At 42.7% G+C, this 24,806-nt stretch carries 30 protein-coding genes; 27 read left to right on the top strand and 3 right to left on the bottom strand.

What is annotated here, in order from left to right; genetic code table 11:
* The first annotated feature begins 55 nt into the window (after nt 1-55).
* The 20 genes from CP948_RS03670 (at nt 56) to CP948_RS03575 (ending at nt 14,138) form a co-directional block, all read left to right on the top strand.
* Nucleotides 56-1,303 carry an OmpP1/FadL family transporter gene (locus tag CP948_RS03670; RefSeq protein ID WP_096601207.1) on the top strand — a complete coding sequence of 416 codons (1,248 nt, stop codon included), beginning with the start codon at nt 56-58 and terminating at the stop codon, nt 1,301-1,303.
* Nucleotides 1,304-1,343: 40 nt separating this feature from the next.
* Nucleotides 1,344-2,045 carry a phosphoribosylaminoimidazolesuccinocarboxamide synthase gene (gene purC / locus CP948_RS03665; RefSeq protein WP_096601205.1) on the top strand — a complete coding sequence of 234 codons (702 nt, stop codon included), beginning with the start codon at nt 1,344-1,346 and terminating at the stop codon, nt 2,043-2,045.
* Nucleotides 2,046-2,144: 99 nt separating this feature from the next.
* Nucleotides 2,145-2,381: a sulfurtransferase TusA family protein gene (locus CP948_RS03660; protein ID WP_096601203.1), complete on the top strand. Its 237-nt coding sequence runs from the start codon at nt 2,145-2,147 to the stop codon at nt 2,379-2,381.
* Between the two features lie 12 nt (nt 2,382-2,393).
* A complete protein-coding gene (locus CP948_RS03655; RefSeq protein ID WP_096601201.1) occupies nt 2,394-2,927 on the top strand; it encodes a DsrE/DsrF/DrsH-like family protein in 534 nt (177 codons plus the stop codon).
* A gap of 13 nt (nt 2,928-2,940) precedes the next feature.
* On the top strand, nt 2,941-3,366 hold the full coding sequence (locus CP948_RS03650; protein WP_096601199.1) for a DsrE family protein: 426 nt from the start codon (nt 2,941-2,943) through the stop codon (nt 3,364-3,366).
* A 136-nt stretch (nt 3,367-3,502) separates the two neighbouring features.
* Nucleotides 3,503-4,228, top strand: coding sequence for a 4Fe-4S dicluster domain-containing protein (locus CP948_RS03645; protein ID WP_096601197.1), 726 nt, complete (start codon nt 3,503-3,505; stop codon nt 4,226-4,228).
* Nucleotides 4,229-4,275: 47 nt separating this feature from the next.
* Nucleotides 4,276-5,619 (top strand): heterodisulfide reductase-related iron-sulfur binding cluster, encoded by a 1,344-nt coding sequence (locus CP948_RS03640; RefSeq protein WP_096601195.1) that lies wholly within the window; start codon nt 4,276-4,278, stop codon nt 5,617-5,619.
* A 15-nt stretch (nt 5,620-5,634) separates the two neighbouring features.
* Nucleotides 5,635-6,693 carry an FAD-dependent oxidoreductase gene (locus CP948_RS03635; protein ID WP_096601193.1) on the top strand — a complete coding sequence of 353 codons (1,059 nt, stop codon included), beginning with the start codon at nt 5,635-5,637 and terminating at the stop codon, nt 6,691-6,693.
* A complete protein-coding gene (locus CP948_RS03630) occupies nt 6,690-7,436 on the top strand; it encodes a hypothetical protein (RefSeq protein ID WP_096601191.1) in 747 nt (248 codons plus the stop codon). Before CP948_RS03635 ends, CP948_RS03630 begins: the two co-directional genes overlap by 4 nt.
* A gap of 3 nt (nt 7,437-7,439) precedes the next feature.
* On the top strand, nt 7,440-8,201 hold the full coding sequence (locus CP948_RS03625) for a 4Fe-4S dicluster domain-containing protein (RefSeq protein WP_096601189.1): 762 nt from the start codon (nt 7,440-7,442) through the stop codon (nt 8,199-8,201).
* Between the two features lie 11 nt (nt 8,202-8,212).
* Complete coding sequence (locus CP948_RS03620) at nt 8,213-9,172, top strand: CoB--CoM heterodisulfide reductase iron-sulfur subunit B family protein (RefSeq protein ID WP_096601187.1); 960 nt, start codon at nt 8,213-8,215, stop codon at nt 9,170-9,172.
* A gap of 8 nt (nt 9,173-9,180) precedes the next feature.
* Nucleotides 9,181-9,654, top strand: coding sequence for a glycine cleavage system protein H (gene gcvH / locus CP948_RS03615; protein ID WP_096601185.1), 474 nt, complete (start codon nt 9,181-9,183; stop codon nt 9,652-9,654).
* Nucleotides 9,654-9,911 carry a thioredoxin family protein gene (locus CP948_RS03610; protein ID WP_096601183.1) on the top strand — a complete coding sequence of 86 codons (258 nt, stop codon included), beginning with the start codon at nt 9,654-9,656 and terminating at the stop codon, nt 9,909-9,911. The genes gcvH (CP948_RS03615) and CP948_RS03610 overlap by 1 nt, the downstream gene beginning before the upstream one ends.
* On the top strand, nt 9,908-10,297 hold the full coding sequence (locus CP948_RS03605) for a DsrE family protein (RefSeq protein ID WP_096601181.1): 390 nt from the start codon (nt 9,908-9,910) through the stop codon (nt 10,295-10,297). Before CP948_RS03610 ends, CP948_RS03605 begins: the two co-directional genes overlap by 4 nt.
* A 27-nt stretch (nt 10,298-10,324) precedes the next feature.
* Nucleotides 10,325-10,771, top strand: a complete 447-nt coding sequence (gcvH, locus tag CP948_RS03600) for a glycine cleavage system protein H (protein ID WP_096601179.1) — start codon at nt 10,325-10,327, stop codon at nt 10,769-10,771.
* Nucleotides 10,762-11,766: a LipS1 family lipoyl synthase gene (gene lipS1 / locus CP948_RS03595; protein WP_096601177.1), complete on the top strand. Its 1,005-nt coding sequence runs from the start codon at nt 10,762-10,764 to the stop codon at nt 11,764-11,766. The genes gcvH (CP948_RS03600) and lipS1 overlap by 10 nt, the downstream gene beginning before the upstream one ends.
* The gene (rdgB, locus tag CP948_RS03590; RefSeq protein ID WP_096601175.1) at nt 11,757-12,368 is read left to right on the top strand and encodes an RdgB/HAM1 family non-canonical purine NTP pyrophosphatase; all 612 of its coding nucleotides are present in this window, start codon (nt 11,757-11,759) and stop codon (nt 12,366-12,368) included. The genes lipS1 and rdgB overlap by 10 nt, the downstream gene beginning before the upstream one ends.
* The gene (locus tag CP948_RS03585; RefSeq protein ID WP_096601173.1) at nt 12,365-13,480 is read left to right on the top strand and encodes a radical SAM protein; all 1,116 of its coding nucleotides are present in this window, start codon (nt 12,365-12,367) and stop codon (nt 13,478-13,480) included. The genes rdgB and CP948_RS03585 overlap by 4 nt, the downstream gene beginning before the upstream one ends.
* Entirely contained in the window at nt 13,477-13,767 is a 291-nt protein-coding gene (locus CP948_RS03580) for an FUN14 domain-containing protein (RefSeq protein ID WP_096601171.1), read from the top strand. The genes CP948_RS03585 and CP948_RS03580 overlap by 4 nt, the downstream gene beginning before the upstream one ends.
* Nucleotides 13,767-14,138 carry a DUF309 domain-containing protein gene (locus tag CP948_RS03575; protein ID WP_096601169.1) on the top strand — a complete coding sequence of 124 codons (372 nt, stop codon included), beginning with the start codon at nt 13,767-13,769 and terminating at the stop codon, nt 14,136-14,138. Before CP948_RS03580 ends, CP948_RS03575 begins: the two co-directional genes overlap by 1 nt.
* Here CP948_RS03575 and dnaE read toward each other — a convergent pair.
* On the bottom strand, nt 14,115-17,588 hold the full coding sequence (gene dnaE / locus CP948_RS03570; protein WP_096601167.1) for a DNA polymerase III subunit alpha: 3,474 nt from the start codon (nt 17,586-17,588) through the stop codon (nt 14,115-14,117). The two genes, CP948_RS03575 and dnaE, sit on opposite strands and share 24 nt — an antisense overlap.
* A gap of 33 nt (nt 17,589-17,621) precedes the next feature.
* On the opposite strand from dnaE, the gene leuD reads away from it, so the two are divergent.
* Genes leuD through CP948_RS03555 form a run of 3 tightly spaced genes read left to right on the top strand, consistent with a single transcriptional unit; the run spans nt 17,622 to nt 19,351 of the window.
* Nucleotides 17,622-18,125: a 3-isopropylmalate dehydratase small subunit gene (leuD, locus tag CP948_RS03565; protein WP_096601293.1), complete on the top strand. Its 504-nt coding sequence runs from the start codon at nt 17,622-17,624 to the stop codon at nt 18,123-18,125.
* Nucleotides 18,118-18,669, top strand: a complete 552-nt coding sequence (gene pyrE / locus CP948_RS03560) for an orotate phosphoribosyltransferase (protein ID WP_096601165.1) — start codon at nt 18,118-18,120, stop codon at nt 18,667-18,669. The genes leuD and pyrE overlap by 8 nt, the downstream gene beginning before the upstream one ends.
* A 7-nt stretch (nt 18,670-18,676) precedes the next feature.
* A complete protein-coding gene (locus tag CP948_RS03555) occupies nt 18,677-19,351 on the top strand; it encodes a Crp/Fnr family transcriptional regulator (protein WP_096601163.1) in 675 nt (224 codons plus the stop codon).
* On the opposite strand, the gene CP948_RS03550 is transcribed toward CP948_RS03555, so the two are convergent.
* Nucleotides 19,348-20,544 carry a M16 family metallopeptidase gene (locus CP948_RS03550; RefSeq protein ID WP_245810074.1) on the bottom strand — a complete coding sequence of 399 codons (1,197 nt, stop codon included), beginning with the start codon at nt 20,542-20,544 and terminating at the stop codon, nt 19,348-19,350. The genes CP948_RS03555 and CP948_RS03550 overlap by 4 nt on opposite strands.
* 53 nt (nt 20,545-20,597) lie before the next feature.
* Nucleotides 20,598-21,851 carry a M16 family metallopeptidase gene (locus tag CP948_RS03545; RefSeq protein WP_245810073.1) on the bottom strand — a complete coding sequence of 418 codons (1,254 nt, stop codon included), beginning with the start codon at nt 21,849-21,851 and terminating at the stop codon, nt 20,598-20,600.
* Between the two features lie 114 nt (nt 21,852-21,965).
* On the opposite strand from CP948_RS03545, the gene CP948_RS03540 reads away from it, so the two are divergent.
* The 4 genes from CP948_RS03540 to modB are packed head-to-tail and all read left to right on the top strand — an operon-like array spanning nt 21,966 to nt 24,799.
* Complete coding sequence (locus CP948_RS03540) at nt 21,966-22,967, top strand: substrate-binding domain-containing protein (protein WP_096601157.1); 1,002 nt, start codon at nt 21,966-21,968, stop codon at nt 22,965-22,967.
* 14 nt (nt 22,968-22,981) lie between these two features.
* Entirely contained in the window at nt 22,982-23,740 is a 759-nt protein-coding gene (gene modA / locus CP948_RS03535) for a molybdate ABC transporter substrate-binding protein (RefSeq protein WP_096601155.1), read from the top strand.
* Nucleotides 23,737-24,138, top strand: a complete 402-nt coding sequence (locus CP948_RS03530) for a TOBE domain-containing protein (RefSeq protein WP_096601153.1) — start codon at nt 23,737-23,739, stop codon at nt 24,136-24,138. The genes modA and CP948_RS03530 overlap by 4 nt, the downstream gene beginning before the upstream one ends.
* Nucleotides 24,131-24,799, top strand: coding sequence for a molybdate ABC transporter permease subunit (modB, locus tag CP948_RS03525; protein WP_096601151.1), 669 nt, complete (start codon nt 24,131-24,133; stop codon nt 24,797-24,799). Before CP948_RS03530 ends, modB begins: the two co-directional genes overlap by 8 nt.
* Nucleotides 24,800-24,806: the final 7 nt, after the last annotated feature.

Here is a 24,806-nt window from a genome sequence, read left to right as displayed (position 1 = left end):
TCACATTTTTTGCACTTATAATAAAAGGGTAAGACTCTAAAAGGGAGGTAGTAAGATGAGAAAGGCTCTACTTTTGGGCGCACTTATGGGTTTCACGGGTTTGTCCTTTGCCACTAACGGAGATAACCTTATAGGAGTTTCGCCTGCCTCAAGGGGTATGGGCGGTATAGGTGTGGGTATGCCTGTAGGACCCACAGACAGCATCTTTAGAAACCCAGCATGGATGAGCTACTATAAAGGCTTTAATCTTAGCTTTGGTGGAATACTCTTTATGCCTCATGTCAAAGCAAAAACCAATGTGACTCCTATGGGTCCAATGAATCCACCTGCAGAAGCTACAAGTGATGCAAAGGTCTTTGTTGTACCAGAGGTGGGTATAGTTCATCAAATTAATGACAAACTTACCTTTGGTATAGGAGCTTTCGGTGTATCTGGTATGGGTGTAGATTACAGAAACAAGGACCCCAGACTTGCCAATATGCACACTACACTGCAGTTTATGAGAGTTATACCAGCCCTTGCCTACAAGATAAACGACGCTATTTCCGTGTCAGGTGCTATACACTTAGCTTATGGCTCTCTTGACATGGGAGCAAACATGTGCCAACCTTTTACCACAACTTGTTGGAACGCGGGAGGTGGACAATCACAGACTTACGGTATAGGTGCTCAGATAGGTCTTGCCTACAACATGGGAGACTTTGTGTTTGCAGGTCTGACATATCAAAGCCCAGTAGAGATGAAGTACAAGAGGGTTTTTGACACCAACGGTGATGGAAGATTTGAAGACCTAAAGCTAACACAACCACAGGAGTTTGCCTTTGGTGTAGGTATAAAACCCATGCAAAACCTTAAGGTAGGCATGGACATACGCTGGATAAACTGGAAGAATGCAAAAGGCTACAAGAACTTTCAGTGGAAAGACCAGTGGGTCATAGCCATAGGTGGTGAGTACAGACCCATTCCCAAGCTTGCTCTAAGGGCAGGCTATAACTACGGTAAGTCCCCTATAAGAGGTGGTGCTAAAAACCTTATGAACGCCAACAACATACCCAACTTCTCTGCACCTTTCAGCGATTTCAACATTGCTTACTTTAACCTTGTTGGTTTTCCAGCCATTACCGAACAGCACATAACCTTAGGTTTGGGTTATGAGTTTACAAATACCTTTAGTGTGGACCTCGCTTACAAGCATGCCTTTGAAAAGAGTGTTAGCGCAACAGACAACGCTGGTTTTGGTTTTATAGTACAGGGTAAAAATGCACAGGATGCAGTATCTGTTGGCTTAAACTGGAAGTTCTAAGTTTCTCTGCGGGGGCTTCCCCTCGCATATAATTTTACTTATGGAAAAAGTTTATGAAGGTAAAGCCAAGATAGTTTATAAACACCAAGATCCAGATAAGTACATTCTTTACTTTAAGGATACCGCCACCGCCTTTGATGCTACTAAAAAAGCAGAAATAGCTGGGAAGGGAGAGCTCAACAACACTATATCCAGCCTTATCTTTGAACTTCTTGAAAAGAAGGGTATAAGGACGCACTTTATCCGGAAGCTTTCCCAGAGGGAGATGCTCGTGTGGAGGGCAAGGAGGTTTGATGTAGAAGTAGTTGTCAGAAATCTTTCTGCAGGGAGTCTTTGCAAAAGATTGGGTATAGAAGAGGGAAAAGTCCTTAGCAAACCTCTTGTGGAGTTCTTTTATAAGAGGGACGAGCTTCACGATCCCCTCCTTTGCTACGAACATATTATCCTTCTTGGTCTTTTAAAGGAGGAACAGATAAGCATCCTAAAGGGCATGGCTTTAAAGACTAATCAGATACTTGTGGAATTTTTCAAAGAGCATGGGCTTTTGCTTGTAGACTTTAAACTTGAGTTTGGAGAATTGCCTGATGGAAACATAGGTATAGTAGACGAGATATCTCCAGACACATGCAGGCTTTGGGACTTAAAAACTGGAGAGAAGCTTGACAAGGACAGATTCAGGTTTGATTTAGGAGACCTAACAGAAGGTTATAAAAAAGTGCTTGAGAGAATTCAAACACTATAAGCTTATCTTATACTTACTTTAAAAAAAACTATTGTGTTCTTTGACAGAGAGGTTTACTATATTATAATACTGTTATTAAGAACTTAGGAGGTGTTTATCATGGCTACAATAACACCAGACAAGGTGCTTGACGCTTCAGGTCTTAACTGTCCACTTCCCGTCCTTAAGACTAAAAAAGCTCTTGAAGAACTTCAGTCTGGCCAGATCCTTGAAGTCATAACCACAGACCCCGGTGCCAAGGCAGACATACCTGCCTTTTGTAGCAGAACGGGTCATGAGCTTTTGGAAACTGTTGAGGAGGGAGGTAAGATCATCTTTTACCTTAGGAAGAAATAAGGAGGGAACAAGATGGCTACTGAAAGGCTCGCCATAATAGCTACAAAAGGAACTCTTGATATGGCATATCCACCCTTGATTCTTGCTTCAACTGCAGCCTCTTTGGGTATAGAAACCGCCATCTTTTTTACCTTTTACGGATTAAACATAATACACAAAAAAAAGATGAATGAACTAAAAATTGCACCCATAGGAAATCCAGCTATGCCTATGGCTTTTCCACCATCTATGCAGAATGCCATAACTAACACCATATCTTCCATCTTTCCCGGACCTCCTCAGATCATGGGCATAATACCGGGAATGACAGACCTCATGACCTTTATGATGAAAAAAACCATAAAAGAGCATGGAGTTGCAAGTATTCCCGAGCTTATAGAAGCGTGTAAAGAAGCTGATGTAAAGCTTATTCCCTGTCAAATGACTATGGAGCTCTTCGGATACAAGTACGAAGACCTCATAGAAGGTCTTGAACCTCCTGCAGGAGCAGCAACTTTTATGAACTATGTGTTAGAAGCAGACAAACCTATGATTATCTTCGTATAAGGAGGAGATAAAGATGGCTGCACAAGGTTATGAAAAGCTCATCTTCTACATTTTAACTGTACCTTTCTTTGAGAGGGCTGAGCCTGCAACGGGAGAACTCATAAACCCTCAAGCTGGTGCTCCCTTTTTCCTTGCTACCGCAGCAACTACCATGGACTATGAGGTGGAAATGGTAATAACTTCGGAAGCAGGTTTCTTGCTTATGAGAGATAACGCCAAAAAGGTGAAAGTAAGGCCAGGCGTAGAACAAACCGTTTATGACTTTATAAAAATGGCGAAAGAAGCTGGTGTAAAGATATATCTGTGTGTGCCTTCTCTTGACTTGACGGAAATATACAAAAAGGAAGACGTGAACCCAGAGCTGTGTGATGGGATCATAGGTGGTGCTGCCTTTCTTGATAAATTGATGAGCGGTGAGTATGCGGTTATCACGCTTTAACCCTACTTGTTTTTATGGGAAATTTATAAGCAAATTTATAAGCATATACTTATATGCTCATAAGCAAAACTTAATTGACTTGAGGTACCAATACCCTACATTTTTTTATGTAGAACTGCCTAAGGAGGTATAGGCTATGGATGGACATATTTATGGATACAACCTTCCCATATCGGAAAAAACTAAAAGCGTTCCGTGGGAAGAAAAGGTAAGGATCATTGAGGAAGTAAAGTCAGACTTTCGTTTTAAAGAGTACCTGTTTGGTTGCCTTAACTGTGGAGTTTGTACCGCATCCTGTCCATCAAATAGATTCTTTGATTATTCTCCTAGAGAAATAGTCCAAAGGTTCCTTGAAGAAGATGTAGAAGTTCTGTATGACATGATGCACGAGTACATATGGGCGTGTTCTCAATGCTTTACCTGTTGGATACGCTGTCCCTTTGTCAACAACCCAGGTGGACTTGTTGCCATAATGAGAGAAGTGGCTGTGCGTAATGCTTTTGAAGCTACAAAGGATCTTCTTAAGCCTTACGGAAGAGTTCTTCTCAAGGTGATGACCACAGGAAACCAGCTATCAGCAGACATGCTACAGCCCGACTTCTTCCCAGACTGGGGTCCCAAGATGGCAGATAACATGGAGAACTTAAGAGCCAAGAGAATGGCAATACCTTTTGATGTAGGAAAGTCTGTCAAAACCGCTTGGGAAGTATCTTTGGAGACAGCTATAGAGATGTACACCATATGGAGAGAAACCGGTATCTTTGAGATGCTTGAAAAGCTTGATCCTAACCTTTACAACGTGATAATGGATATAGTGGAAGAGAACGAAGAGCGTTATCAAGAGATGTACGAAGAGGAATAAGCTTATGAAGGGGTTTAAAGCCCAAAAAACTTAAGGAGGTGTTTATCATGGCACACGGACATCATAAAGAAGGAAGCATACTTATGTATCCTGAGAAGCCACCCTTCCCTCTCAAGGAGTATAACGCTCACTACGATCACATATTTGAGATGATGGAGGAGCTCGAGGCGAAGGGTGAAATACTCATACACAGGATCACTGAAGAGCACCAGCCAGTGTATGTTTACACAAGGACGGGAAGAATAAAGGTTATACCCACCAACAAGCTGTGGCATCACAAATCCTGTGGTCAGTGTGGAAATATACCAGGATATCCCGCATCTGTATTTTGGTTTATGAATAAGTTTGGACTTGATTACCTCAACGAACCTCACCAAACATCTTGCACTGCGTGGAACTACCATGGTTCTGGAACATCAAATCCTGTAGCTCTCGCAGCGGTGTGGCTCAGGAACATGCACCAAGCTTGGAAGACGGGTTATTATCCTCTCATACACTGCGGAACATCCTTTGGTTCTTACAAGGAAACCAGGGAACAGCTCATCATGAACAAAGAGCTCAGAGATGCGGTAAAACCCATACTCAAAAAGCTGGGAAGACTCACAGAGGATGGAAGGATAGTCATCCCTCAAGAAGTGGTCCATTACTCTGAGTGGGTCCACGCTATGAGGTATAAGATAGCAGAACTTTACCAAAAAGAAGGTAAGCCCAAGGGTATAGATGTATCCAATGTGAGGGTTGCCATACACAACGCGTGCCACACATATAAGATGATAGCTGACGACTATCCTTATGATCCTGAGGTATTCAACGGTCAAAGACCTGCAGCATCTACTGCGGTCATGCAAGCTCTTGGTGCACAGGTAGTAGATTACTCCACATGGTACGACTGCTGTGGTTTTGGCTTCAGGCATATACTCACGGAAAGAGAGTTTACCAGGTCCTTTGCCATACAGAGGAAACTCAAGGTTATATACGAAGAGGTCAAAGCTGACGTGCTCATTACGCACGACACGGGATGCACCACAACCTTTGAAAAGAACCAGTGGATAGGAAAAGCTCACGGTATGTACTATCCTGTAGCTGTTATGTCTGATGTGATGTTTGCAGCTCTTGCGTGTGGTGCTCATCCCTTTAAGGTGGTTCAGCTCTACTGGAACTGTTCTGCTTACGAGCCCCTTCTTGAAAAGATGGGTATAACCAACTGGAGAGAGCTCAAGAAAGAGTGGGAAGACACTGTTAAGTACATAGCGGAGCTTGAAAAGGCAGGAAAGTACGACGAGCTCATGGAGTTCTTCAAGACATACGACCTTTACGAGCCTTACAGCAGAACATCTACTGGAAAGCCAAAAGCTTCCGCAACCGCTGCAGTGCCACTATTCAAGTCTTAATAGAGGAGGTTTTTCATGGCTAAGAAGGTTTTAGTGGTCGGTGGTGGACCAGCTGGTCTTGGTGCAGCGAGGGTGCTGGGTAGGCTCGGCGTGCCTACCCTCCTTATTGAAAAGGAAGAGAAGCTCGGTGGTAGGCCCATACTTGAGGACTATCACACACTCATACCAAGGAAGCTAAAGCCGTCTCAAGTGTTGGGACCTTACATCAAAGAGGTAGAAGAAAACCCCAATGTAGAGGTAAAGCTCAAGACGGAACTTGAAGCTTGCGAAGGAGAACCTGGAAACTTCAAGGTAAGACTTTCCAACGGTGAAACTCACGAAGTGGCTTCTATAATAGTAGCTACCGGTTTTCAACACTTTGATGCCAGAAGAAAGGGAGAACTCGGATACGGCCTTTATCCAGATGTTATCACAAACCTTGAATTGGAACAGATGTTCTCAAGAGAAGGTAAGCTCTACAGACCCTCCAACGGACAGCTACCCAAAAGGGTCGCTTTTGTTTTCTGTGTAGGCTCAAGGGATAGACAGCTTGGCGTTACAAATGTACACTGCTGTAGATACGGATGTGCCTTATCCGGTCTGCAAGGCTCTGAAATAAGAGAACACTATCCGGATGTTGATGTCTTTTGCTACTATATGGATGTGAGAACTTACGGCACTTGGGAGTATCCTTTCTACTGGGCACCTCAGGAAAAGTACGGTGTAAGGTATGTAAGAGGTAGGATAGCGGAGATAACTTATAGCCCTGCTGACGGAAGACTCAGGGTAAAACACGAAGACACCATAGTTCAAAGACCTGCAGAAGTACCCATGGATCTAGTGGTTTTAGTCTTGGGTATGGAACCTTCCGAAGGTACAAAGAAAGTGGCAAAAATACTTGGTCTTGCTCAAGACCCAGATAGCCAGTTCCTCATACCTTCCGAAGAATCTGGTTCTAATATAATATCCAACAAACCCGGCGTATTTATAGCAGGTGCATGCAAAGGACCCATAGACATAGAATCCTCTCTGTCTGAAGGTGAAGCTGCAGCGGCAGAAGCGGCAGCATTTATTGGTGCTAAGGTTAGTGTATGATGGAGAAAAAGTTTAAAGGGACCACTTTAGATGACTTTTTAGTTAGGGACTACCTGATAAAGATACTGGGTGAAGGCGAGGACTTTGTGCAAGATCTCTATAGGGATCTCCTCGCCAAGTCCCTTCTCTTTCAACAACTTTTGAGCAAAGAAAGGCTTGCCTCTTTGACTGAAGAGGAGCTTGATACTATCCTTGAAAAGATCTTTGCAAGCAGAAGGAAGAGGAAAAAGATTATAGAGGAAACAGGTGTAGATAGGTTAAAGAAAGCTATAAGCGATCTTCTGTATGGAAAGGCAAACTCGTGGGAAGAGAGAGTGGAAAAGTTCGTAAAAGAGGTAAGAGGTGTTGATAAAAAATCCGCAAGGGATATAGCATCGGAGCTTTTACACTTTACCTTTCCTGAAGAGTACGTGCTTTGGACAGGTTGGATATGGGATCCAGAAAGTGAAAGCGGTGCGGTAGTTTTCTTAAAGGAAGAGCCACCCAAGAGGAATATGTACGGAGAGACTTACGAAGAGTTTGAAAGTATATACAAACAAATACAGGAAAAATTAACGGATTTTGGTATAAAGGTAAGAGGATACCTTTTTGTGGACATATTCCTTGCCATGATATACGCAACTTATGTGGATTATATGACCCTTTCTACCATGCACAGTGCCAAAGGCTTTTTCCCTCCTGCGGGGGTCATGGCAAGGAGGCTATTAGGAATAATAAGAAAAGAAGACCTTTTGGAGGTATAAAACATGGCTATACACGAAAGGAGTTTGGTAGAGCCAGAGAGGATTTTGAGAAAGGAAAGACTTGTAGTTGAAGGTGTAGACGTTTCTGGGGACTGGAACCTTATAATCCTACCAAGGGTCATAAACGACTATGACCTTGACTTTGCTCAGGAAATAGTAAATTCTCCAGATGGAAAAACCATAAATCAGTGTTATCAGTGTTCTTACTGCACTGCATCGTGTCCTGTTCATAACTACTGGGATGAGCGCTACAACCCCAGGCATTTTATATACCTTGCAAGATTAGGTCTAATAGACGAGCTACAAAAAAGAGCGGATGTAATGTGGAGGTGCGTATCTTGCCATAAATGCACTCACAGATGCCCTAAAGGTGTGCTAGTGGAAGAGGTTCTAAAGGTGATTCTCAGAACCATGGCAAAGAAAGGGCTCATTGAAGAGTATCCTTCCAAAAAGTTTGACAAGTTCTTTACGGAGCAAGTGCTTGAATACGGAAGGATAGAGGATGGAGAGCTTCTTTTTGGATGGATAGAAAAGCAAGGCTACAAGGTGGTGAAAGACCCTATTCTCAAAAAACCTATACCTTTCATAGGAGAGACCCCCGAGTGGCTCAAACAGCTGACCATAAAACCCATAAAATCCATGAATATAGACTTTCTCATACTCAATGCTAAGCATATGCTTTTCCACCCAAGAACCAAAAACTGGAACAAGTTTAAGCAGGTGCTTAGAAAAGTTATGGAAGAAGAAGGCGCATTAGCGCACTAAGGAGGTTAAAAATGGGTGTAATAGGTAAAAGAGTAGCTTATTACCCAGGATGTTCTTTAGAAGGTGCCTCAAGAGCGTATGATGTCTCAACGAGGATCGTTGCCAAAGAGCTCGGTTTAGAGCTTGACTATCTTGAAGATTACAACTGCTGTGGTGCCATGGAGTCTAAAAATGTGACTTTTATGGGCACCATGCTCCTAAATGCCAGGAACATGTCTTTGGCAAGAAGACAGGGACACGAAGTTATAGTGGCACCTTGCAACGGCTGTTCTTTCTCACTTCAAAGAGCAGAGTACTTCTTAGAAACGGACAGAAGCGTTTACGAAAAGGTAAACGCACTTCTCAGAGAGGGTGGCGTAGACCCTCTTGATAAGATACCACACACTTACCACATACTCGAATGGTTTTATCACGAGGCAGGACCTCAAAAGGTAAAGGAAAAGACCAAAAGACCTCTAAGAGGACTCAAAGTTGCCAATTACTACGGATGTCTTTACACAAGACCTCACTTCTACGCAAGGACATACGCACACGCAGGAGGTCAAGATGAAGAAGCAAGGCCAAGAAAGAGAGACACCGCAGATGATGACGAACACCCCTATTATATGAACGCTCTGCTGGAGGCAGCAGGAGCTACCAATGTGGAGTTTGAGCCTATGCACACCCAATGTTGCGGAGGACCCCACTCACTGTCTGATGAGATGGTGTCTGAAAAGTTCGTAATGATGATCCTCCAGACAGCCAAAAGAAACGGAGCGGACATAATAGCAACGGAATGCCCGCTATGCCATGCTTCCCTTGAGATGTACAGACACAGGCTTATGATGAAGGGAGTTCCCGATGTAGATGTGCCTGCTGCATACTTCACTCAACTGCTTGGTTTGGCTTTTGGTTATAGCGCTAACGATGTGAAACTCAAGGATAATCTCTCAGACCCACTTCCTGTGCTCAAAAGACTTGGCCTTGCGTAGGAGGCTTGATGGGACTGGGTGGTCCTACCAGTAAGGAATGGGAGTACAACGGTTGCGTTGTACCCCTTGACCTTTATTACGATATAGAAACGCAGACATGGTTTAGGATAAACGAAGACGGAACTGTGACCATGGGTCTTACCGATGTGGGACAGGTAAGAGCAGGTAGGCTTTTGCACGCGAGAATAAAAGAGCCAGGCAAGTACATAAAGAAGGGCAAGCCTGTGGCTTCCTTAGAGAGTGGTAAGTGGGCAGGACCAATAAACGCGGTTATAGAAGGCGAGGTGATAGAAAGAAACGAAAAGGTCCTTGAACAACCTGATATAATAAACTACGACCCTTACGGAGAAGGCTGGGTTGCTAAAATAAAACCTGCGGACTTAGAGAGGGATATTAAAGACCTTGTCACTGGTGAAAAGGCTATAGAAGAAATGAAAAAGTACATAGATGAATGGGACATAGTCTGCATGAGGTGCACATGATGGGAGCAAAGGATAAGCATGTGATCCTTTTGGTATCCCAATGGTGTGCCACATGTCCCGATGCGGATATGCTTTGGAGAAAATTACAAGCTGAATACGGTTTTAAGTACGATGTGCTTGATGTGGCTCAGCCAGAAGGTAAAATGTGGGCAAAGAAGCTTATAATTAGGTCTGTGCCTTCTACTATAATAGATGGGAAACTCGTGTTTGTAGGTGTGCCAGATGAGGCAGAAGCAAGGAAGGTAATAGAATCATGAAGGTGGTTATCCTCATGACCAGTGGTCCCAGAACACCTTGGAGATGTGCATCGCCTTTTTATATAGCAGCTCTCATGGCTTCTAACGAAGCGGAAGTGGAGATGTTCTTTAATATGGATGGTACAAATCTTCTTAAGCGCGGTGTGGCTCAAAAGATAGTTCCTGCAGAGCCTAATTGCCTTTCTCCCAACGGGAAAAAACCAAAAACGGTCTATGACTTCATGAAAGATGCCAAACAGGCAGGCGTTAAGTTTTACTCCTGCAAGCAAGCAGTGGACTCTTTGGGGCTCACCGAGGAAGACCTTATAAAAGAACTTGATGGGATTGTTCCAGCCAGTGAGTTTGCCCTTAGGGCACTGGAAGCGGATAAAGTGTTAATATTTTAAGAAATCTCATACATGGGAGGTATAGATATGGCAGTAGTTAATGGGTGCAACATACCCGAGGACTTGCTTTACGATGTAGACCCAGAGGCTAACGCCTTCACTTGGGCAAAGGACAACGGTGATGGCACTTTCACCATAGGGCTCACCTCTGTAGCCGCTGCTATGGCAGGAAGGCTCGTAGCTTACACACCCAAAAAGGTAGGTAAAACTGTAGACAGGCGCAAAAGCGTTGCTACCATTGAAAGTGGAAAGTGGGTGGGACCTGTGCCTTCTCCATTAACAGGCGAGATAGTTGAGATAAACGAAGCATTAAAGGGAAACCCAGCTCTTGTGAACGATGATCCCTACGGTGCAGGATGGATAGCAAAGATAAAGCCTTCTAATCCTGACGAGGTGAACCAGCTTCTTAAGGGACAGTCTGCGGTGGAAGCCCTGACTAAGGTAATAAACGAGAAGGGTATAAAGTGCGGTTGATAGACCTTCCTGAGGGTGTGTCTTTGGACCACACCCTCCTTGAAGAACTTCAAGAAGGTTTTGAGATAAGGAAAAAGTTTTTTGGCAACACTATATACTTTCATAGTCCAGGCTTTAAACACTACGAGGTAGATGACTTTAAGGTGAGTTCCGGTCCCAAGTTTGTGGACATTTCCATAACGGGGAGACACTGTGAGCTCATGTGTGATCACTGTGCTTCTAAGATCCTTTGGCACATGATACCAGCAACCACACCGGAAGAGCTTATAAAAGTGGGAGAAGAACTCAAGAAAAAGGGCATACAAGGTGTTCTCATCTCAGGAGGATCTAACAAAGACGGTGTTGTGGAGCTTATGCCCTTTCTGAAGGCTATGAGATACTTAAAGGAAGAGCTGGGTATGATCCTGACTTGTCATGTGGGACTTGTGAGCAAGGGGCTCGCAGAAGGCTTAAAAGAAGCACAGGTAGATGCAGTTCTTTTGGACATAATAGGTGATGACAGAACTATAGCGGAAGTTTATAAAATGCCACACAAAAGCGTAAAAGATTACGAAACATCTTTGAGAAATCTCAAAGAATACGGACACAACATAGTCCCCCATGTTATTATAGGGCTTCACTACGGGAAAATTTTGGGAGAATACAGAGCTATAGACCTTATCTCGGATTTTGAACCCTCAGCCTTAGTATTAGTAGTAGTCATGCCTTACTATGGAAAAGCTAAGTTCCAATTGCTACCACCACCAAAAGCAGAAGATAGTGCAAGAGTAATATTGCATGCAAGGAAAAAACTACCTACAACCCATGTGGTGATAGGCTGTGCCAGACCTGCTGGCGAGGAAAGGCTTAGGTTAGATATGTACGCTCTCCATGCTGGAGTCAATGGCATCACTTTTCCAGCGGAGGGTGTTTTCTCTTACGCAAGAAAAATGGGTCTTTCGCCTGTAGTTTCCCAAAACTGCTGTTCAACTGTTTTTATGCCACAATGGAGCTAAAGAGGATACTTTTAGCAACGAGCAATCTAAGAAAGGCAGAGGAGATGAAGAGGCTATTAGAAGCTTATTCCTTTCAAGTAGAAGTTCCTAAAGAGGAGATAGAGGTTCAGGAAGTGGGTTCAAGCTTTTTGGAAAATGCTTACATAAAGGCACAAGCTTACTACGAAAGGTACCGTATGCCTACCCTTGCAGACGATTCAGGGCTTGTGGTTTATGCGCTTGATGGCTATCCGGGAGTTTTTTCCAGCAGGTTCTACGATCATGAGTATGGAGGAAAAGAAGAGGTAAAGACTTCAAAGGATGAAGCCAACATAAGGAAACTACTTAGATTGATGGAGGGTATAAAAGACAGAAGAGCCAAGTTTGTAGCTTTCCTCATCCTGAGTTTGGGAGACGCCGGGTACTGGTCAAAAGGTGAGTGTGAAGGCAGTATCCTTGAAGAACCAAAAGGTTCAGAAGGCTTTGGTTATGATCCCGTCTTTCAGCCAGAAGGTATGCAAAAGAGCATGGCACAGCTAAAGTCAGAAGAGAAGGATGCCATATCCCATCGTGGAAAAGCCATCAGAAATCTTATTAAAATACTTAGAGGAGGTAAGTTATGAATAAATTGGTACTTGAAAAACTCACAGAGCAAAAGGAAAGTCCCGAATATCTTCAGATAAGTATGGCTGCCGCTATGACTTTAGGTTTAGTTCCCGGACAGTTCTATAGGAACACTAAGCTAAGCTGTATAAATACGCTTTTGACCTATCCATCTGGATGTCATGCAGACTGTGCGTATTGTGGTCTTCAGAAAGCAAGGGATATGGAGTACTCCAAAAAGAACTTCATAAGGGTGGAGTGGCCTACCGTAAAACTGGAAGACATCATAGAAAGGTCAAAAAGTGTAGGTCATGTAGAACGACTCTGTATAGCTCAGATCACGCACCCAAAGGCTATAAGGGATACTAAGTATGTGCTCAAAAGGGTTTTGGAAGAGCTGGGAGATAAAATCTTCGTATCTTTGCTTATAAACGCAACGGGAACCACATACGAAGATATGGAAGACTATAAAAAGCTTGGTGCTGATACTGTTACTGTAGCTATAGATTGCGCAACACCAGAGATATTTGAGAAGCTAAGAGGAAGACCCATGAAAAGCCCTCACAGGTGGGAAACCTTTTGGAAGGTGTTAGAGTGGGCTTGTGATGTGATGGGAGATGGTTATGCAGGTTGTCATCTGGTAGTAGGTCTTGGAGAAACAGAGCAAGAAATGATACAAACCATACAGAGGGTCAGAGATTTAGGCGCAAGAACTCACCTCTTTTCCTTCTGGCCAGAAGAAGGCTCCATGATGGAAAAGGAAAAGCCATGTCCAGCACCACAGTACAGAAGAGTACAGTTCGCCAGATACCTTATAGACAACAAGATAGCTCGGTACGAGGACATGAAGTTCAACGAAAAAGGACAGGTGGTACACTTCGGCATAGACCAAGATACCTTTGAGGAGATCTTTTGGAGTGGAAGACCCTTCATGACTTCTGGATGTAGAGGTAAAACTACTGAGGTTGCCTGCAACAGACCTTTTGGTGATAGTTCAGTAAGCGACATAAAAAGCTATCCCTTCAAGCCAGAAAGAAGCGACCTTAAAAAGATAAGGAAACAGTTGTTTGATTACGAAATGAACACAAATTACCCAGATATTTTGAATCCAAGCGTGCTCAGATACCAATGAGCGTTGAGGAGCTTGTAGCAGACTTGGGCTACGGAGGTTTTGCAGGTTTTGTGGTAGGTTTTGCTGTAAAGAGAGTGTTAAATATTTTCCTTATGCTCTTGGGGCTTTACATACTCTCTTTGCTGTGGCTCAAGAGTAAGGGTATAATAGACATTCATTGGTCAGCCTTTTTGAATATTTTTAAAGGCATGTTTGAAGGTTTTAACAGCTTCATTTACGGAATAGTTAGACAGGTAGCTTTTTCTTCTGCTTTCCTTGGTGGTTTTTATCTGGGGTTTAAAATGTGATGAGTGTAGAAGAAGATATGCTTCTTACTGTCAAGAAGCTTTGGGAGGAAGGAAAGTTTTACGAAGCTCATGAGGTGTTGGAAGACATATGGCGACTTTTCCCCAAAGAAGACAAGCTTTCAAGAAACTGCTATCAGGGGATTATAAGGCTTGCCATAGCGTACTACCACTACAAATGTGGAAGAAAAGACAGCGCTTTGAGAGTACTCAAAAAAGTGCAAGCCCAGCTAAAAGAATGTCCAAAGAATTTTAGATACATAAACATAGATTACATGCTCTCTTTCGTAAGCTCCTCCATAGAATGTTTGGAGAAGGAGGAGGACATAAAGGATTTTCCTAAGTTTCATTTAAACTATCAGTTTGATGTCTAACTTCTTTAGTTCTTCTAATAGTTCCGCGGAGGGCAGGACCTTTATGCTTGGGTCCGCCTGTAGTAGTGTTCTGTAGCCGTTTATCCGAAGGTCTAAGATAAGCTCTTTTCCTTCTTGATTGCTGTGCTTTGTAAGGCAGTTTTTTAGTTTTGTGAGCTCCTCATCTGAAAGCTCTCTGGTGAAAACCAAAGTTAGATACATGCTCTCTCCTTTTATGAACTCCTCTGGTTTGTAAACTTCTCTGACTATAAGCTTAGTCTCTTCGTACTCTTCTTCGTGCTCCACATCGCACTTTAGAACTACGAGGGCATCTTCCTTTAGGATCTCTTTATTGCTTTCGTATATATCTGGAAAAGCTACTGCCTCAGCTATACCCGTTTTGTCCATAAGGTAAAAGCTTGCCATGTAAGTGCCGTTTTTGGTCTTTTTCTCCTTTAGCTCTGATACTACACCCGCAAAGTAGTAAGTGCCTTCTTCTAACTCTTCAAGTTCCTCAAGCCATTTTACCTTCCCAAGAAGCAGTTTTTCTATGGGGTCTATGGGATGTTTAGATACGTAAATGCCTAACACTTCCTTTTCGTACTTTAAGGGATCTATGGTGTTATCCTTGTTTGTGTCCTTTGCACCAAAGAGGTCTCCTAAGGGAATAACACCGTTCTTTAAGGTTTTGTCTATGTTAGAGAGTAGTTTCTCCCTGCTTTCTCCTGTAAAATCAAAAGCGCCTGCCTTTATGAGAGCTTCTATCACCTTTTTATTAACCTTCCGCTGGTCTACGCTTCTTAGAAAATCGCTTAAACTGTTCCATTTTTTCTTTCTACATTCCACTATGGATTTGGCTGTATCTTCTCCTACACCCTTTATTCTTGCAAGACCAAACCTTATTTTCCCCCTTCCCACTATGGTAAAGTCCACTTGGCTCTCGTTTATGTCAGGTGGTAGTATGGTAAAGCCCATGTTTTTTGCATCTCTTATGAGGTTTATAAACTTTTTATCGCTTTTCTCTGTGGAGAGCTTTACTACAAAAAACTCTTCTGGGTAGTGTGCCTTCATGTAAGCGGTCCAATAAGATATGTATCCGTAAGCTACTGAATGAGATTTATTGAAAGAGTAGCTGGCAAACTCCTCTATGTCTTCCCACAGCTTTCTTACTTTTTGCTCGTCATAGCCTCTCTCTACTGCCCCTCTTATGAACTTCTCCCTCATCTCTTGCATGACATCTTTTTTCTTCTTACCTATAGCTTTTCGTAGAGTGTCCGCTTCACCCGGAGTGAAACCGCAAAGTATCTGAGATATTTTCATTACCTGCTCCTGATACACTATGATGCCGTAAGTGTCTTTTAGAACTGGCTCAAGCTCTGGGAATATGTACTCTACAGGTTCTTTTCCGTGCTTCCTGTTTATGTAGCTATCTACAAGACCACTTTTTAGTGGTCCTGGTCTGTATAGTGCTAATACTGCCACTATGTCATCAAAGTTATCCGGCTCCAACCTTTTGAGAAGATTTTTCATACCTACACTTTCAAGCTGAAAGACACCCGTAGTGTTTCCTGCCCTTAGAAGCTCATATACTGCAGGATCGTCCAAAGGCAATCTAAGGTAGTCTATGCTTATTCCATGCCTTTCTTCTACTAACTGCTTCATCTTTTTTAACTCGGTGAGGGTTTTGAGTCCCAAAAAGTCCATTTTTATGAGTCCCACTTCTTCCAACTTGGTCATGTCAAACTGGGTCGCAAGGGTTTTGTCTTTGTCGTAATAAAGAGGTATGCGTTCGCGCAAGGGTATAGGAGATATGACTACTCCTGCAGCGTGCAAAGAAGTATGCCGTGTGAGCCCTTCAAGCTTTAGAGCTATTTCCACAAGGGTTTTTATTTCTGGGTTTTCTTGACACATCTTTCTGAACTTGCTCACGCTGTCCTCTATGTCCCTTCTGTGCTGTCCGTATTTTTCCAAAAGCTCCTTTATAGGTGTTATGTACATCTCCTCTAAGGAAAGCCAAGTACCTTGAACATCACCCTGTGGTATAAGTTTTGCAAGGGTGTCTGCGGTGGAGTAAGGCACTCCCAAAGCCCTTGCCACATCTCTCAGGGTTTGTTTTGCCTTCATCACATTGTAAGTTATGATCTGTGCCACATTCTCTTCGCCGTATTTTTCCTTCACATACTGTATAACCTTGTCCCTGTTTTCCATACAAAAATCCACATCAATGTCTGGCATAGATATCCTGTCTGGGTTTAAGAACCTTTCAAAGAGAAGACCATGCCTTATAGGGTCCACATCCGTTATACCAAGAGAAAAAGCAAGCAAAGAACCAGATGCAGAACCTCTTCCGGGACCTACGGGTATCCCCTGAGACTTAGCCCAGTTTATAAAGTCCTGCACTATGAGAAAGTAGCCCTCAAAACCCATCTTTGAGACCACTTCCAATTCGTACTCCAGCCTATCCCAGTATTCTTTCGTATCTTTTGCAAGCCCCTGCTGTATTCTCTGTTTTAACCCCTTTATGGCAAGTTCTCTTAGAAAATCTCCGGTAGTCTTATCACCCGTATCGTATTTTGGCAGTAAGTACCCTCCGCTTTCTAAAAGTTCAAAGGTATCTGATGTTTTTTCTGCTACTTCAAGAGTGTTAAGAAGAGCCTTTTCCCAACCTTCAAACTTGCCTTCAAACTTCTTCCACACCTCCTCTGGACTTGCAAAGTGTAGCCCTTCGTTCGCACACTTAAAACCTACACCTTGTTGTATTTCCATCAGGGTTTTTTTCATCTGTATAGCCATAAGAACCTGATGAGCAAGTCTGTCGTCAGGATTTAGATAATGGGAATCGTTAGTAGCGATCAGCTTAACTCCCAAACGCTTCGCTATGTCTATAAGGACTCTGTTAGCTCTTTCTTGCTCCTCAAGGGAGTTAGATTGCAGTTCAAGATAGAGGTTTTCTCCAAATAGATCTTTGAATTTTTTTACCCAATAGCCTGCCTTCTCCTCATCACCTATGGATGCGTAGTAAGTAGGCACGCCCTTTAGACACGCAGTTATGGCGATAAGACCTTCACAGTATTCACTTAGAACTTCGTAATCTATCCTCGGCTTGTAGTAAAAACCTTCTTTGTAAGATATGCTTGAAAGCGCCATCAGATTTTTAAGCCCTACATCGTTCATTGCTATTAGGATGAGGTGATGGTTATACCTATCTGTTATGTTATCTTCAGAACCCTTTCCTCTTTTCTCGTGGCGTGAGCCTGTGGTAAAGTATGCCTCCATACCTATGAGAGGTTTTATACCTTCCTTTTTCATGCTTCTGTAAAAGTCAAGAATGCCAAAAAGATTCCCGTGATCCGTTATGGCAACCGCTTTGTAGCCTAACTCTTTGGCTTTTAGTGCAAGGTCTTTTATCTTTATTGCTCCGTCAAGAAGCGAATACTGAGTATGAAGGTGCAGATGCACAAACTCTCTCATGGTTATAAACCTATTATAAGTTATAATTTTCACATGGTTATAAGAGGAAAGGTTTGGAAGTTTGGCGATAATGTGGATACAGATCAGATAATACCTGCCAGATACTTAAATACTTCTGACCCCAAGGAACTTGCCAAACATGTCATGGAAGATTCCGAACATCCTGACTTTGCACAAAAGCACAATCCAGGAGACATAATAGTTGCAGGAAAGAACTTTGGTTCTGGCTCTTCCAGAGAGCACGCACCCATAGCGATAAAGTATGCTGGTGTGCCTGTAGTTATAGCCAAGTCCTTTGCAAGGATATTTTTCAGGAACGCCATAAACATAGGCCTTCCCATTGTGGAAGCTCCTGAGGCAGTTGACGAGATAAACCACGGAGATGAGGTAGAGGTTGACCTTGATAAAGGCATAGTTAGAAACCTAACGACTGGTAAAGAGTATACAGCTACCAAGTTCCCCAACGAACTTCAGGCTATACTAAAAGCAGGTGGGCTTATGGAGTATGCAAAACAGAAACTAAGAGGCAATGCTTGAAGAAAAACTTAAGAAGATGATCTTAGAAAGATCCCTAAGAGTAGCGCAAGAACCCATATTTAAGTTATCCTCGGGAAGATACAGCAGGTATTACATAGACCTCAAGCAGATAACCCTTGATCCAGAAGGAGCACACCTTGTAGGTAGCGTAATGTACTCTGCTATAAAGCCTCTAAAACCACACGGAGCAGGGGGGTTAACTCTTGGAGCTGACCCCATAGCTTATGCGGTAGCTTTCGTATCTTATCTGGATGCAAACCCAATAAAACCCTTTGTGGTTCGGAAAGAAAAAAAGATGCACGGCACCGGGAAACAGGTTGAAGGTCTGCTGAAGCCCGGTGAAAAAGTTGTGGTCCTTGAAGATGTGGTCACTACCGCAAGTTCCTCCTTGAAGGCTGTAAGAGCATGCAGAGAAGAGGGTTTTGAAGTACTAGGCGTTTTTTGCATAGTTGATAGAGAAGAGGGCGGAAGGGAAAACATAGAAAAGGAAGGACTAAAGCTCTATTCTCTTTTTAAACTTTCTCAGCTTTTGAAGGAGGTATAATTTTCACATGGTTGAAGAGAGAGAAAAAGAGATATACTATTACGCGCACAAACTGTTTCCTTTTGCACCAGAAGACTTTAAAAAAGAACTTTCTACAAGATCTCAGAAGGTGCATGTACCGGCAAACACCATAGTGGGATCTCCGGGAAGTTTATGCCAAGCATCCCCCATAGTTTTGGAAGGTTCTTTAAAAGTTTACTTACTTTTAGAAAGCGGAAGGGAGATCTTCCTGTATCGCATAACTGCAGGTGAGACTTGCATGTTTACCAACATCTCCATACTAAAAAACATCCCTTACCCGGCTTACGCAGTTGCTGAAGTAGATACAACAGGGCTTCTTTTAGATGTGCGCGCGGTGAGAGATCTTTTTGAAAAGTACTCTTACTGGAGAAACTTTGTCCTTGAGATGATAGCCAAAAACTTTTACGAGCTGTTTGTTATGCTCAACGAGCTCTTGTCAAAAAGGGTGGACAAAAGACTCATAAAGTACCTTTACGAAAAGTCTCTAAAGAGTAAGATTCTTAGACTAACGCACGAAGATATAGCTAAAGACATAGGAACCGTCAGAGAGGTTGTATCAAGACTCTTGAAGGATTTAGAAAAAGATGAAATAATTCAGCTGGGAAGGGGTGAGATAATAATAAAGGATGTGGAAAGATTAAAGAAGGAGCTTAGTTTTTAGGGCTCCACCACAACACACTGATGTTTGTCTAAATATTTCTTCTGAACCTCAAGAACCTCCTGATAGCTTACGCTTTCTACTTTCTCTGGATAGAGTTCATCCATCTTCCAACCCAAACCCATGATCTCGTAAAATCCTAAATACCATGCCTGTTTGAGTCTTGTTTGATGATCAAGGAGGAAATCACCCACAAGCTTGCTTTTAGCAAGCTTTACATCTTCTTGAGTAAGCTCTGAAGATTGAACTACTTTTATGAGGTCTTCTAAAGCGGATTGACTTTTTTCAGGTGAGGTTCCCACATAAGCAAACATTCTAGGAGAAAGGAGCCTCGTAGGATAGTAAGCGTAGGTGGCATAAGCGTATCCCTTCTTTTCTCTTAACTCTTTGAAGAGCTTTGAAGTCATGCCATTTCCCAAAGCACTCACAAGCACTTTAAAACTGTAGTAGTCCTTATCCTCTATCTTTGGGGCATTAAAAGCGCATAGCAGGGTTGTCTGTGCACCTGGCCTTTTTACCTTCTGTAATTGACTTGTCTGTATATAAACATCCTTTTTACCAATGTCAAAGGCACCTATAGGCATTTCTAAAAACAAGGGCTTTATCATAGTCTCTACCTTCTCAGGTTGTATATCTCCAACTATGCTGACCACTACGCTTCCACCTTTGAGCAGATCCTTCCATCTGTTTATCAGGTCATCTTTGGTTATGCTCTTTATGTCTTCCTCTTTTCCCAAGGGAGAAACTTCGTAATCAGTTCCTTTAAAGGTTAGTGTCCTAAGATGTTCCATGGCAAGCTCATATCCCCTTTCTCTTTTGGACCTTATAGCACTTATTATGTTTGTCTTTTCTCTGCTGATGTCTTCTTCGTTGAATGCAGGTTCGTAAAGCATACTTCTTATCACTTCAAGCCCTCTTTGCAGACCTTCCACTTTTGTCGCAAAAGCTATCTCTACATAATCATCTGTAGTATTTGCGGATATACTGCCACCATAATCTTCAAAGGCACTGGCTATGTCATAAGAACTGTATTTTTTTGTACCTTTTGTAAGAAGTGTTGTGATAAGATTTGTAATACCTTTTTTGCTCTCTCCATGCACACCAGACTTTATGAATATAACACCCGCAACTATGCCCTTTCCGTGAGTCTGTTTTATTATTAGCCTTACACCATTATCAAGCACTACGCTGTGCACTTTTTCACCTCCAAAAGATAAAGTAAGAAATATCAGTATAAAAAGTAAAGCACTCATCTTTTAGGTAGCATAAGTACTTCGTCGTAGTTCTCTTTGTTTAGGCAGTTTTCTAAAACTTTCAGGACATCTTGTTTTCTAACAGACTTTATGTTGTTTTCAAAATACTTGTAGTAGTCTAAGAGTCCCACAACGGTTATTGAGTAGCCTATATAGTAAGCATCACTTGAAACCTTCTCTAAGGAAAATATCTCTGAATTTATCAACCTTTCCTTTGCTTTTTTCAGCTCCTCATCAGTTAGCTGGGAACTCAATTGAGTTAGAATTTCTTTTAAGCGCTCTTTGACCTGTGCGTACTTTTCAGGATCAAAAGTGGCACTTATAACATACATGTTGTCCTGTGGTCTTGCCAAGTCTCCAGTATAAACACTATAAACCAAGCCTTTTTCCTTTAACTCCCTGTAAAGCACAGAAGTCCTTCCACTACCCAAGATTTGGTCTAATACCACTAAAGCGTAGTATTCCTTTGAACCTATCGAGGGGACTCTCCAACCTATTATCCAGTAAGCCTTTTCTAATCTGCTATCCGTGATCTCTTTAAACCTGACACCCATCTGCTCAGGTTCTGTAGGTATATGGGGTCTTACAACAGGCCTACCTTCCTCTTTGCCAAAGGTGTTTATAACCTCCTCTTTTACTTGATCCGGGTCTACATCTCCTACCACTACTATGTACATATTCTTAGGTTGGTAAAAGTTCCTGTAGAACCTCAAAAGGGACTCTCTTGTAAATTTTTGTATGGTCTCTTCGTAGCCTATAATGGGAAATCTATAAGGTGATACTTTGTAAGCGAGCTTTTCAAATTCCTCCCAAAGGACTGTTGATGGGTTGTCCTTTCCTCTTTTTAATTCTTCTATGACTATAGGTTTTTCTTTTTCTATCATATCTTCAGACAGGAGTGGTTTTTGTGTTAGCTGATACAGGATCTCCAAAGCCGGCTTCCAGTAAGGCTTTGCTATTTCTATGTGATAAAAGGTGTACTCCTTAGAAGTACCTGCGTTTATGTTGCCCCCCATACTTTCTACCAACTTGTCTATTTGGCCATAAGGATACTTTTCTGAGCCGTTAAAAAGCATGTGCTCTAAAAAGTGTGCCATACCTTTTTCTTGATAGTTTTCATATATAGAACCCACTTTGAACCATACATGAAGAGCAACCGCTTGAGTGTCATCTCTTCTTTTTACAATCAACTGTGCACCGTTAGGTAGCCTGTATGTGTAAAGCTCCTCTGCCAAAACCAAACTTGTCATAAGCACCTCCAAAAACAATAATATAAGAAATTTCATGCAAAAGATTATAATGGTTCAATTAGTTTCCTTACAAGGTTTGACATTTTTTTTAGCGGATATATATAATATATTGTCATGCGCTATAACAGGGTAAAAAGCTACAGGCTCAAGAGGGGGTTGTCTCAAGAAGATCTCTCTACACTTACGGGGATACCAAGAACCACCATAAGCGCCATAGAGTCTGGAAGAGCTCTTCCTTCTGTAGATTACGCTTTGAGGCTTGCAAAGGCTTTAGGTTGCACCGTGGAAGAGCTCTTTTCACCAGAAGAAGAACCCATAACCTTCGAAGCTTTCAAAGGAGGACCTTTTATAAGCGCAAAGATGTCAAATAGAGAAGTTCTTTATCCTGCGGGCTTTATGCCACCTGACGGATTTTATAGCAAAGGTGAGATACACCGCCTTAACAAAAATCCTTTACCTACCTATGTGTTCGCAGGGTGCGATGTCTCTATAAATTTAGTGTCTTATCAGCTTTTAGAGGAAGGCATCAGGTTTATAGTTATACACGCTTCCAGTGAGAGGGCTCTAAGGCTTCTGAAGGAGGGGTGGGTGCATATTGCCGGTATACATTTGGGTAGTTTTGAGGAAAACTTAAAAGTGGTTAGTGAGTATCTTGGAAGGGGCTTTCGCCTTGCTCAGCTTTTTTCTTGGGAGGAGGGAGTGGCTCTGAGGGAGGGCTTAGAGGTAAAAAGCCTTCAGCATCTTAAAAACTCCTTCCTCCTTTGGCTTTTAAGAGAAAAGGGCACAGGTGCCAGAAAGGTGTTCGAGGAGATAAAGGAAGACATAAGACCCACACAATGGAAGGAAGTTTCTGGTAGCCACAGGGACATAGCCTTTAGCCTAAGGAACGGCTTTGGTGATGCGGGGATCACTACAAGGCTTTTTGCGGTGGAGTATGGGCTTGGGTTTTTCAGTGTCAAAAGGGAAGACTACTGTATCTGCTACAGAGAAGAGCTTGAGGAGGATAAATACTTTCAAAGGGTTATAAATGCTCTGACTTCCAAAGTGTATAGGGAATGTTTGGAAAACCTTCCCGGATACTACGCAAGCAAGAAGCTTGAAATAGCAAGATTATAAAGGAGGTGTATGACATGCTGAGGACTCTTTTCTTTGCTCTCATGGTGGCATTTTCTTTCTCAAGGGCGGAGCTCATAAGGGTCTTTGCTGCGGCAGACCTTCAGTACGCTCTCAAAGACATAGCACAGCTCTACGAGAAGGAACATCCACAGGACAAGGTGGAGTTAATATTTGGCTCTTCGGGTAAGGGCACCGCTCAGATAAAGGCAGGCGCACCCTTTCACATCTTCTTCTCAGCGGACATGAAGTATGTGGAGGTGCTATACAAAGAAGGATACGTAATAACCAAACCCAAGCCTTACGCTATAGGTAGGTTGGTAGTTTGGGTAAGAAAGGATTCGGGTTTAGACCCCTCTAAGTTTCCTCAAATTCTGTTAGACCCAAAGGTCAGAAAAGTAGCTGTGGCTAACTGGGAACACGCACCCTACGGAAGGGCTGCTAAGGAGGCTTTGGAAAACTACGGCGTTTTTGACAAGATAAAGGACAAGTTGGTGCTTGGAGAAAACGTGTCCCAAACCGCAAGCTTTGTTTACTCTGGTTCTGCGGATGTGGGTATAATACCCCTCTCTTTGGCTGTGTCTGAGAACATGAAGAAAGTAGGCACCTATTGGCTTATACCAGAGGACAAGTACAAACCCATAGTGCAAGGCTATGGTATTACTAAGGTTGGTGAAAACTCCCAAGCGGTAAGGCGTTTTTACGAATTTGTGCTATCTCCAAAAGCGGTGGAGATACTCAAAAAATACGGTTTTGATGTACCCAAGGAGAAATGAACCTACTCAGGGGAAGAGTGGAGAAGGTTGAGTTTGATCACGGAATTTCTCATGTGGAGGTAAGCACTCATATAGGCACTATACACTCCGTAGTTTTAGAAGAGAGGGGAGAGGGGGCGGGTTTTATCAAGGAAAGCTCTCTTGTAGATTGTTTTTTTAACGAAACAAGCCCTGTGCTTACACAAGAGCCCATCGCTAACATAAATACTTTTGATGGGGTCGTAAAAGGTTTGGAGGTGGGAAAAGTGCTGTGCATGGTGCACGTGGAGAAAGGGGAAACAACTCTAAAGGTTCTTCTTTTGAAGCAGCAGGTGGATCTTCTTGGATTGTCTGAAGGTAAAAAGGTCTTTATCTTTTTGCCACCATGGCATGTAGCTTTGGAAGTAGTCCATGAGTGAGTTCATTGTACCCTTATGGCTTACCCTAAAGCTCTCCTTTTGGACAACCCTTATTCTTTTAGTTATTGGAATACCTTTGTCCTACTATCTTGCATACACCAAACACAGAGTGAATACCCTTCTGGAGGCTGTGATTTCCTTACCTCTGGTGCTTCCTCCTACGGTTTTAGGATTTTACCTTCTTCTGCTTTTCAACAAAAAAGGTTTTTTAGGATATTTGTGGTACAAGCTTTTTGGAAAACAGCTTGTGTTTCACTTTGAAGGCATAGTGCTTGCATCTATTATCTACAGCATGCCCATGATGATCCATCCACTAACTGCGGGATTCAGATCGGTGCCTAAAAACCTGATAGAAGCAAGCTGGACTCTTGGAAAGTCTAAGTTAGAGACGCTCCTGAGGGTTATACTTCCCAATATGAAGGCATCTATACTTACAGGCTTGGTGCTCTCTTTTGCTCACACTGTGGGTGAGTTTGGTGTGGTGCTCATGGTGGGGGGAAGCGTAGAAGGAGAAACTAAAGTAGTGTCTATAGCAATATACGATGCGGTAGAAAAGATAGACTACTCAACAGCTCATCTGTATGCCTTTATCCTTTTGAGTTTTTCTCTGCTTGCCCTCTTGAGCCTTTATATCCTAAACAGGAGGTGGAGCATCTCTTGATAAGGCT

Origin of the sequence: Hydrogenobacter hydrogenophilus, assembly GCF_900215655.1 — a bacterium.
In the GTDB taxonomy this organism is placed as follows: Bacteria; Aquificota; Aquificia; order Aquificales; family Aquificaceae; genus Hydrogenobacter; species Hydrogenobacter hydrogenophilus.
The sequence above is the reverse complement of the archived record's forward strand: the minus strand, read 5'-3'. Positions and strand labels throughout refer to the sequence as shown.

Bases quoted from the DNA above. Each gene is read 5' to 3' on its own strand.
- CP948_RS03670 (WP_096601207.1), top strand. From the start codon at position 56: ATGAGAAAGGCTCTACTTTTGGGCGCACTTATGGGTTTCACGGGTTTG.
- purC (WP_096601205.1), top strand. From the start codon at position 1,344: ATGGAAAAAGTTTATGAAGGTAAAGCCAAGATAGTTTATAAACACCAA.
- CP948_RS03660 (WP_096601203.1), top strand. From the start codon at position 2,145: ATGGCTACAATAACACCAGACAAGGTGCTTGACGCTTCAGGTCTTAAC.
- CP948_RS03655 (WP_096601201.1), top strand. From the start codon at position 2,394: ATGGCTACTGAAAGGCTCGCCATAATAGCTACAAAAGGAACTCTTGAT.
- CP948_RS03650 (WP_096601199.1), top strand. From the start codon at position 2,941: ATGGCTGCACAAGGTTATGAAAAGCTCATCTTCTACATTTTAACTGTA.
- CP948_RS03645 (WP_096601197.1), top strand. From the start codon at position 3,503: ATGGATGGACATATTTATGGATACAACCTTCCCATATCGGAAAAAACT.
- CP948_RS03640 (WP_096601195.1), top strand. From the start codon at position 4,276: ATGGCACACGGACATCATAAAGAAGGAAGCATACTTATGTATCCTGAG.
- CP948_RS03635 (WP_096601193.1), top strand. From the start codon at position 5,635: ATGGCTAAGAAGGTTTTAGTGGTCGGTGGTGGACCAGCTGGTCTTGGT.
- CP948_RS03630 (WP_096601191.1), top strand. From the start codon at position 6,690: ATGATGGAGAAAAAGTTTAAAGGGACCACTTTAGATGACTTTTTAGTT.
- CP948_RS03625 (WP_096601189.1), top strand. From the start codon at position 7,440: ATGGCTATACACGAAAGGAGTTTGGTAGAGCCAGAGAGGATTTTGAGA.
- CP948_RS03620 (WP_096601187.1), top strand. From the start codon at position 8,213: ATGGGTGTAATAGGTAAAAGAGTAGCTTATTACCCAGGATGTTCTTTA.
- gcvH (WP_096601185.1), top strand. From the start codon at position 9,181: ATGGGACTGGGTGGTCCTACCAGTAAGGAATGGGAGTACAACGGTTGC.
- CP948_RS03610 (WP_096601183.1), top strand. From the start codon at position 9,654: ATGGGAGCAAAGGATAAGCATGTGATCCTTTTGGTATCCCAATGGTGT.
- CP948_RS03605 (WP_096601181.1), top strand. From the start codon at position 9,908: ATGAAGGTGGTTATCCTCATGACCAGTGGTCCCAGAACACCTTGGAGA.
- gcvH (WP_096601179.1), top strand. From the start codon at position 10,325: ATGGCAGTAGTTAATGGGTGCAACATACCCGAGGACTTGCTTTACGAT.
- rdgB (WP_096601175.1), top strand. From the start codon at position 11,757: ATGGAGCTAAAGAGGATACTTTTAGCAACGAGCAATCTAAGAAAGGCA.
- CP948_RS03585 (WP_096601173.1), top strand. From the start codon at position 12,365: ATGAATAAATTGGTACTTGAAAAACTCACAGAGCAAAAGGAAAGTCCC.
- CP948_RS03580 (WP_096601171.1), top strand. From the start codon at position 13,477: ATGAGCGTTGAGGAGCTTGTAGCAGACTTGGGCTACGGAGGTTTTGCA.
- CP948_RS03575 (WP_096601169.1), top strand. From the start codon at position 13,767: ATGAGTGTAGAAGAAGATATGCTTCTTACTGTCAAGAAGCTTTGGGAG.
- dnaE (WP_096601167.1), bottom strand. From the start codon at position 17,588: ATGAGAGAGTTTGTGCATCTGCACCTTCATACTCAGTATTCGCTTCTT.
- leuD (WP_096601293.1), top strand. From the start codon at position 17,622: ATGGTTATAAGAGGAAAGGTTTGGAAGTTTGGCGATAATGTGGATACA.
- pyrE (WP_096601165.1), top strand. From the start codon at position 18,118: ATGCTTGAAGAAAAACTTAAGAAGATGATCTTAGAAAGATCCCTAAGA.
- CP948_RS03555 (WP_096601163.1), top strand. From the start codon at position 18,677: ATGGTTGAAGAGAGAGAAAAAGAGATATACTATTACGCGCACAAACTG.
- CP948_RS03545 (WP_245810073.1), bottom strand. From the start codon at position 21,851: ATGACAAGTTTGGTTTTGGCAGAGGAGCTTTACACATACAGGCTACCT.
- CP948_RS03540 (WP_096601157.1), top strand. From the start codon at position 21,966: ATGCGCTATAACAGGGTAAAAAGCTACAGGCTCAAGAGGGGGTTGTCT.
- modA (WP_096601155.1), top strand. From the start codon at position 22,982: ATGCTGAGGACTCTTTTCTTTGCTCTCATGGTGGCATTTTCTTTCTCA.
- CP948_RS03530 (WP_096601153.1), top strand. From the start codon at position 23,737: ATGAACCTACTCAGGGGAAGAGTGGAGAAGGTTGAGTTTGATCACGGA.
- modB (WP_096601151.1), top strand. From the start codon at position 24,131: ATGAGTGAGTTCATTGTACCCTTATGGCTTACCCTAAAGCTCTCCTTT.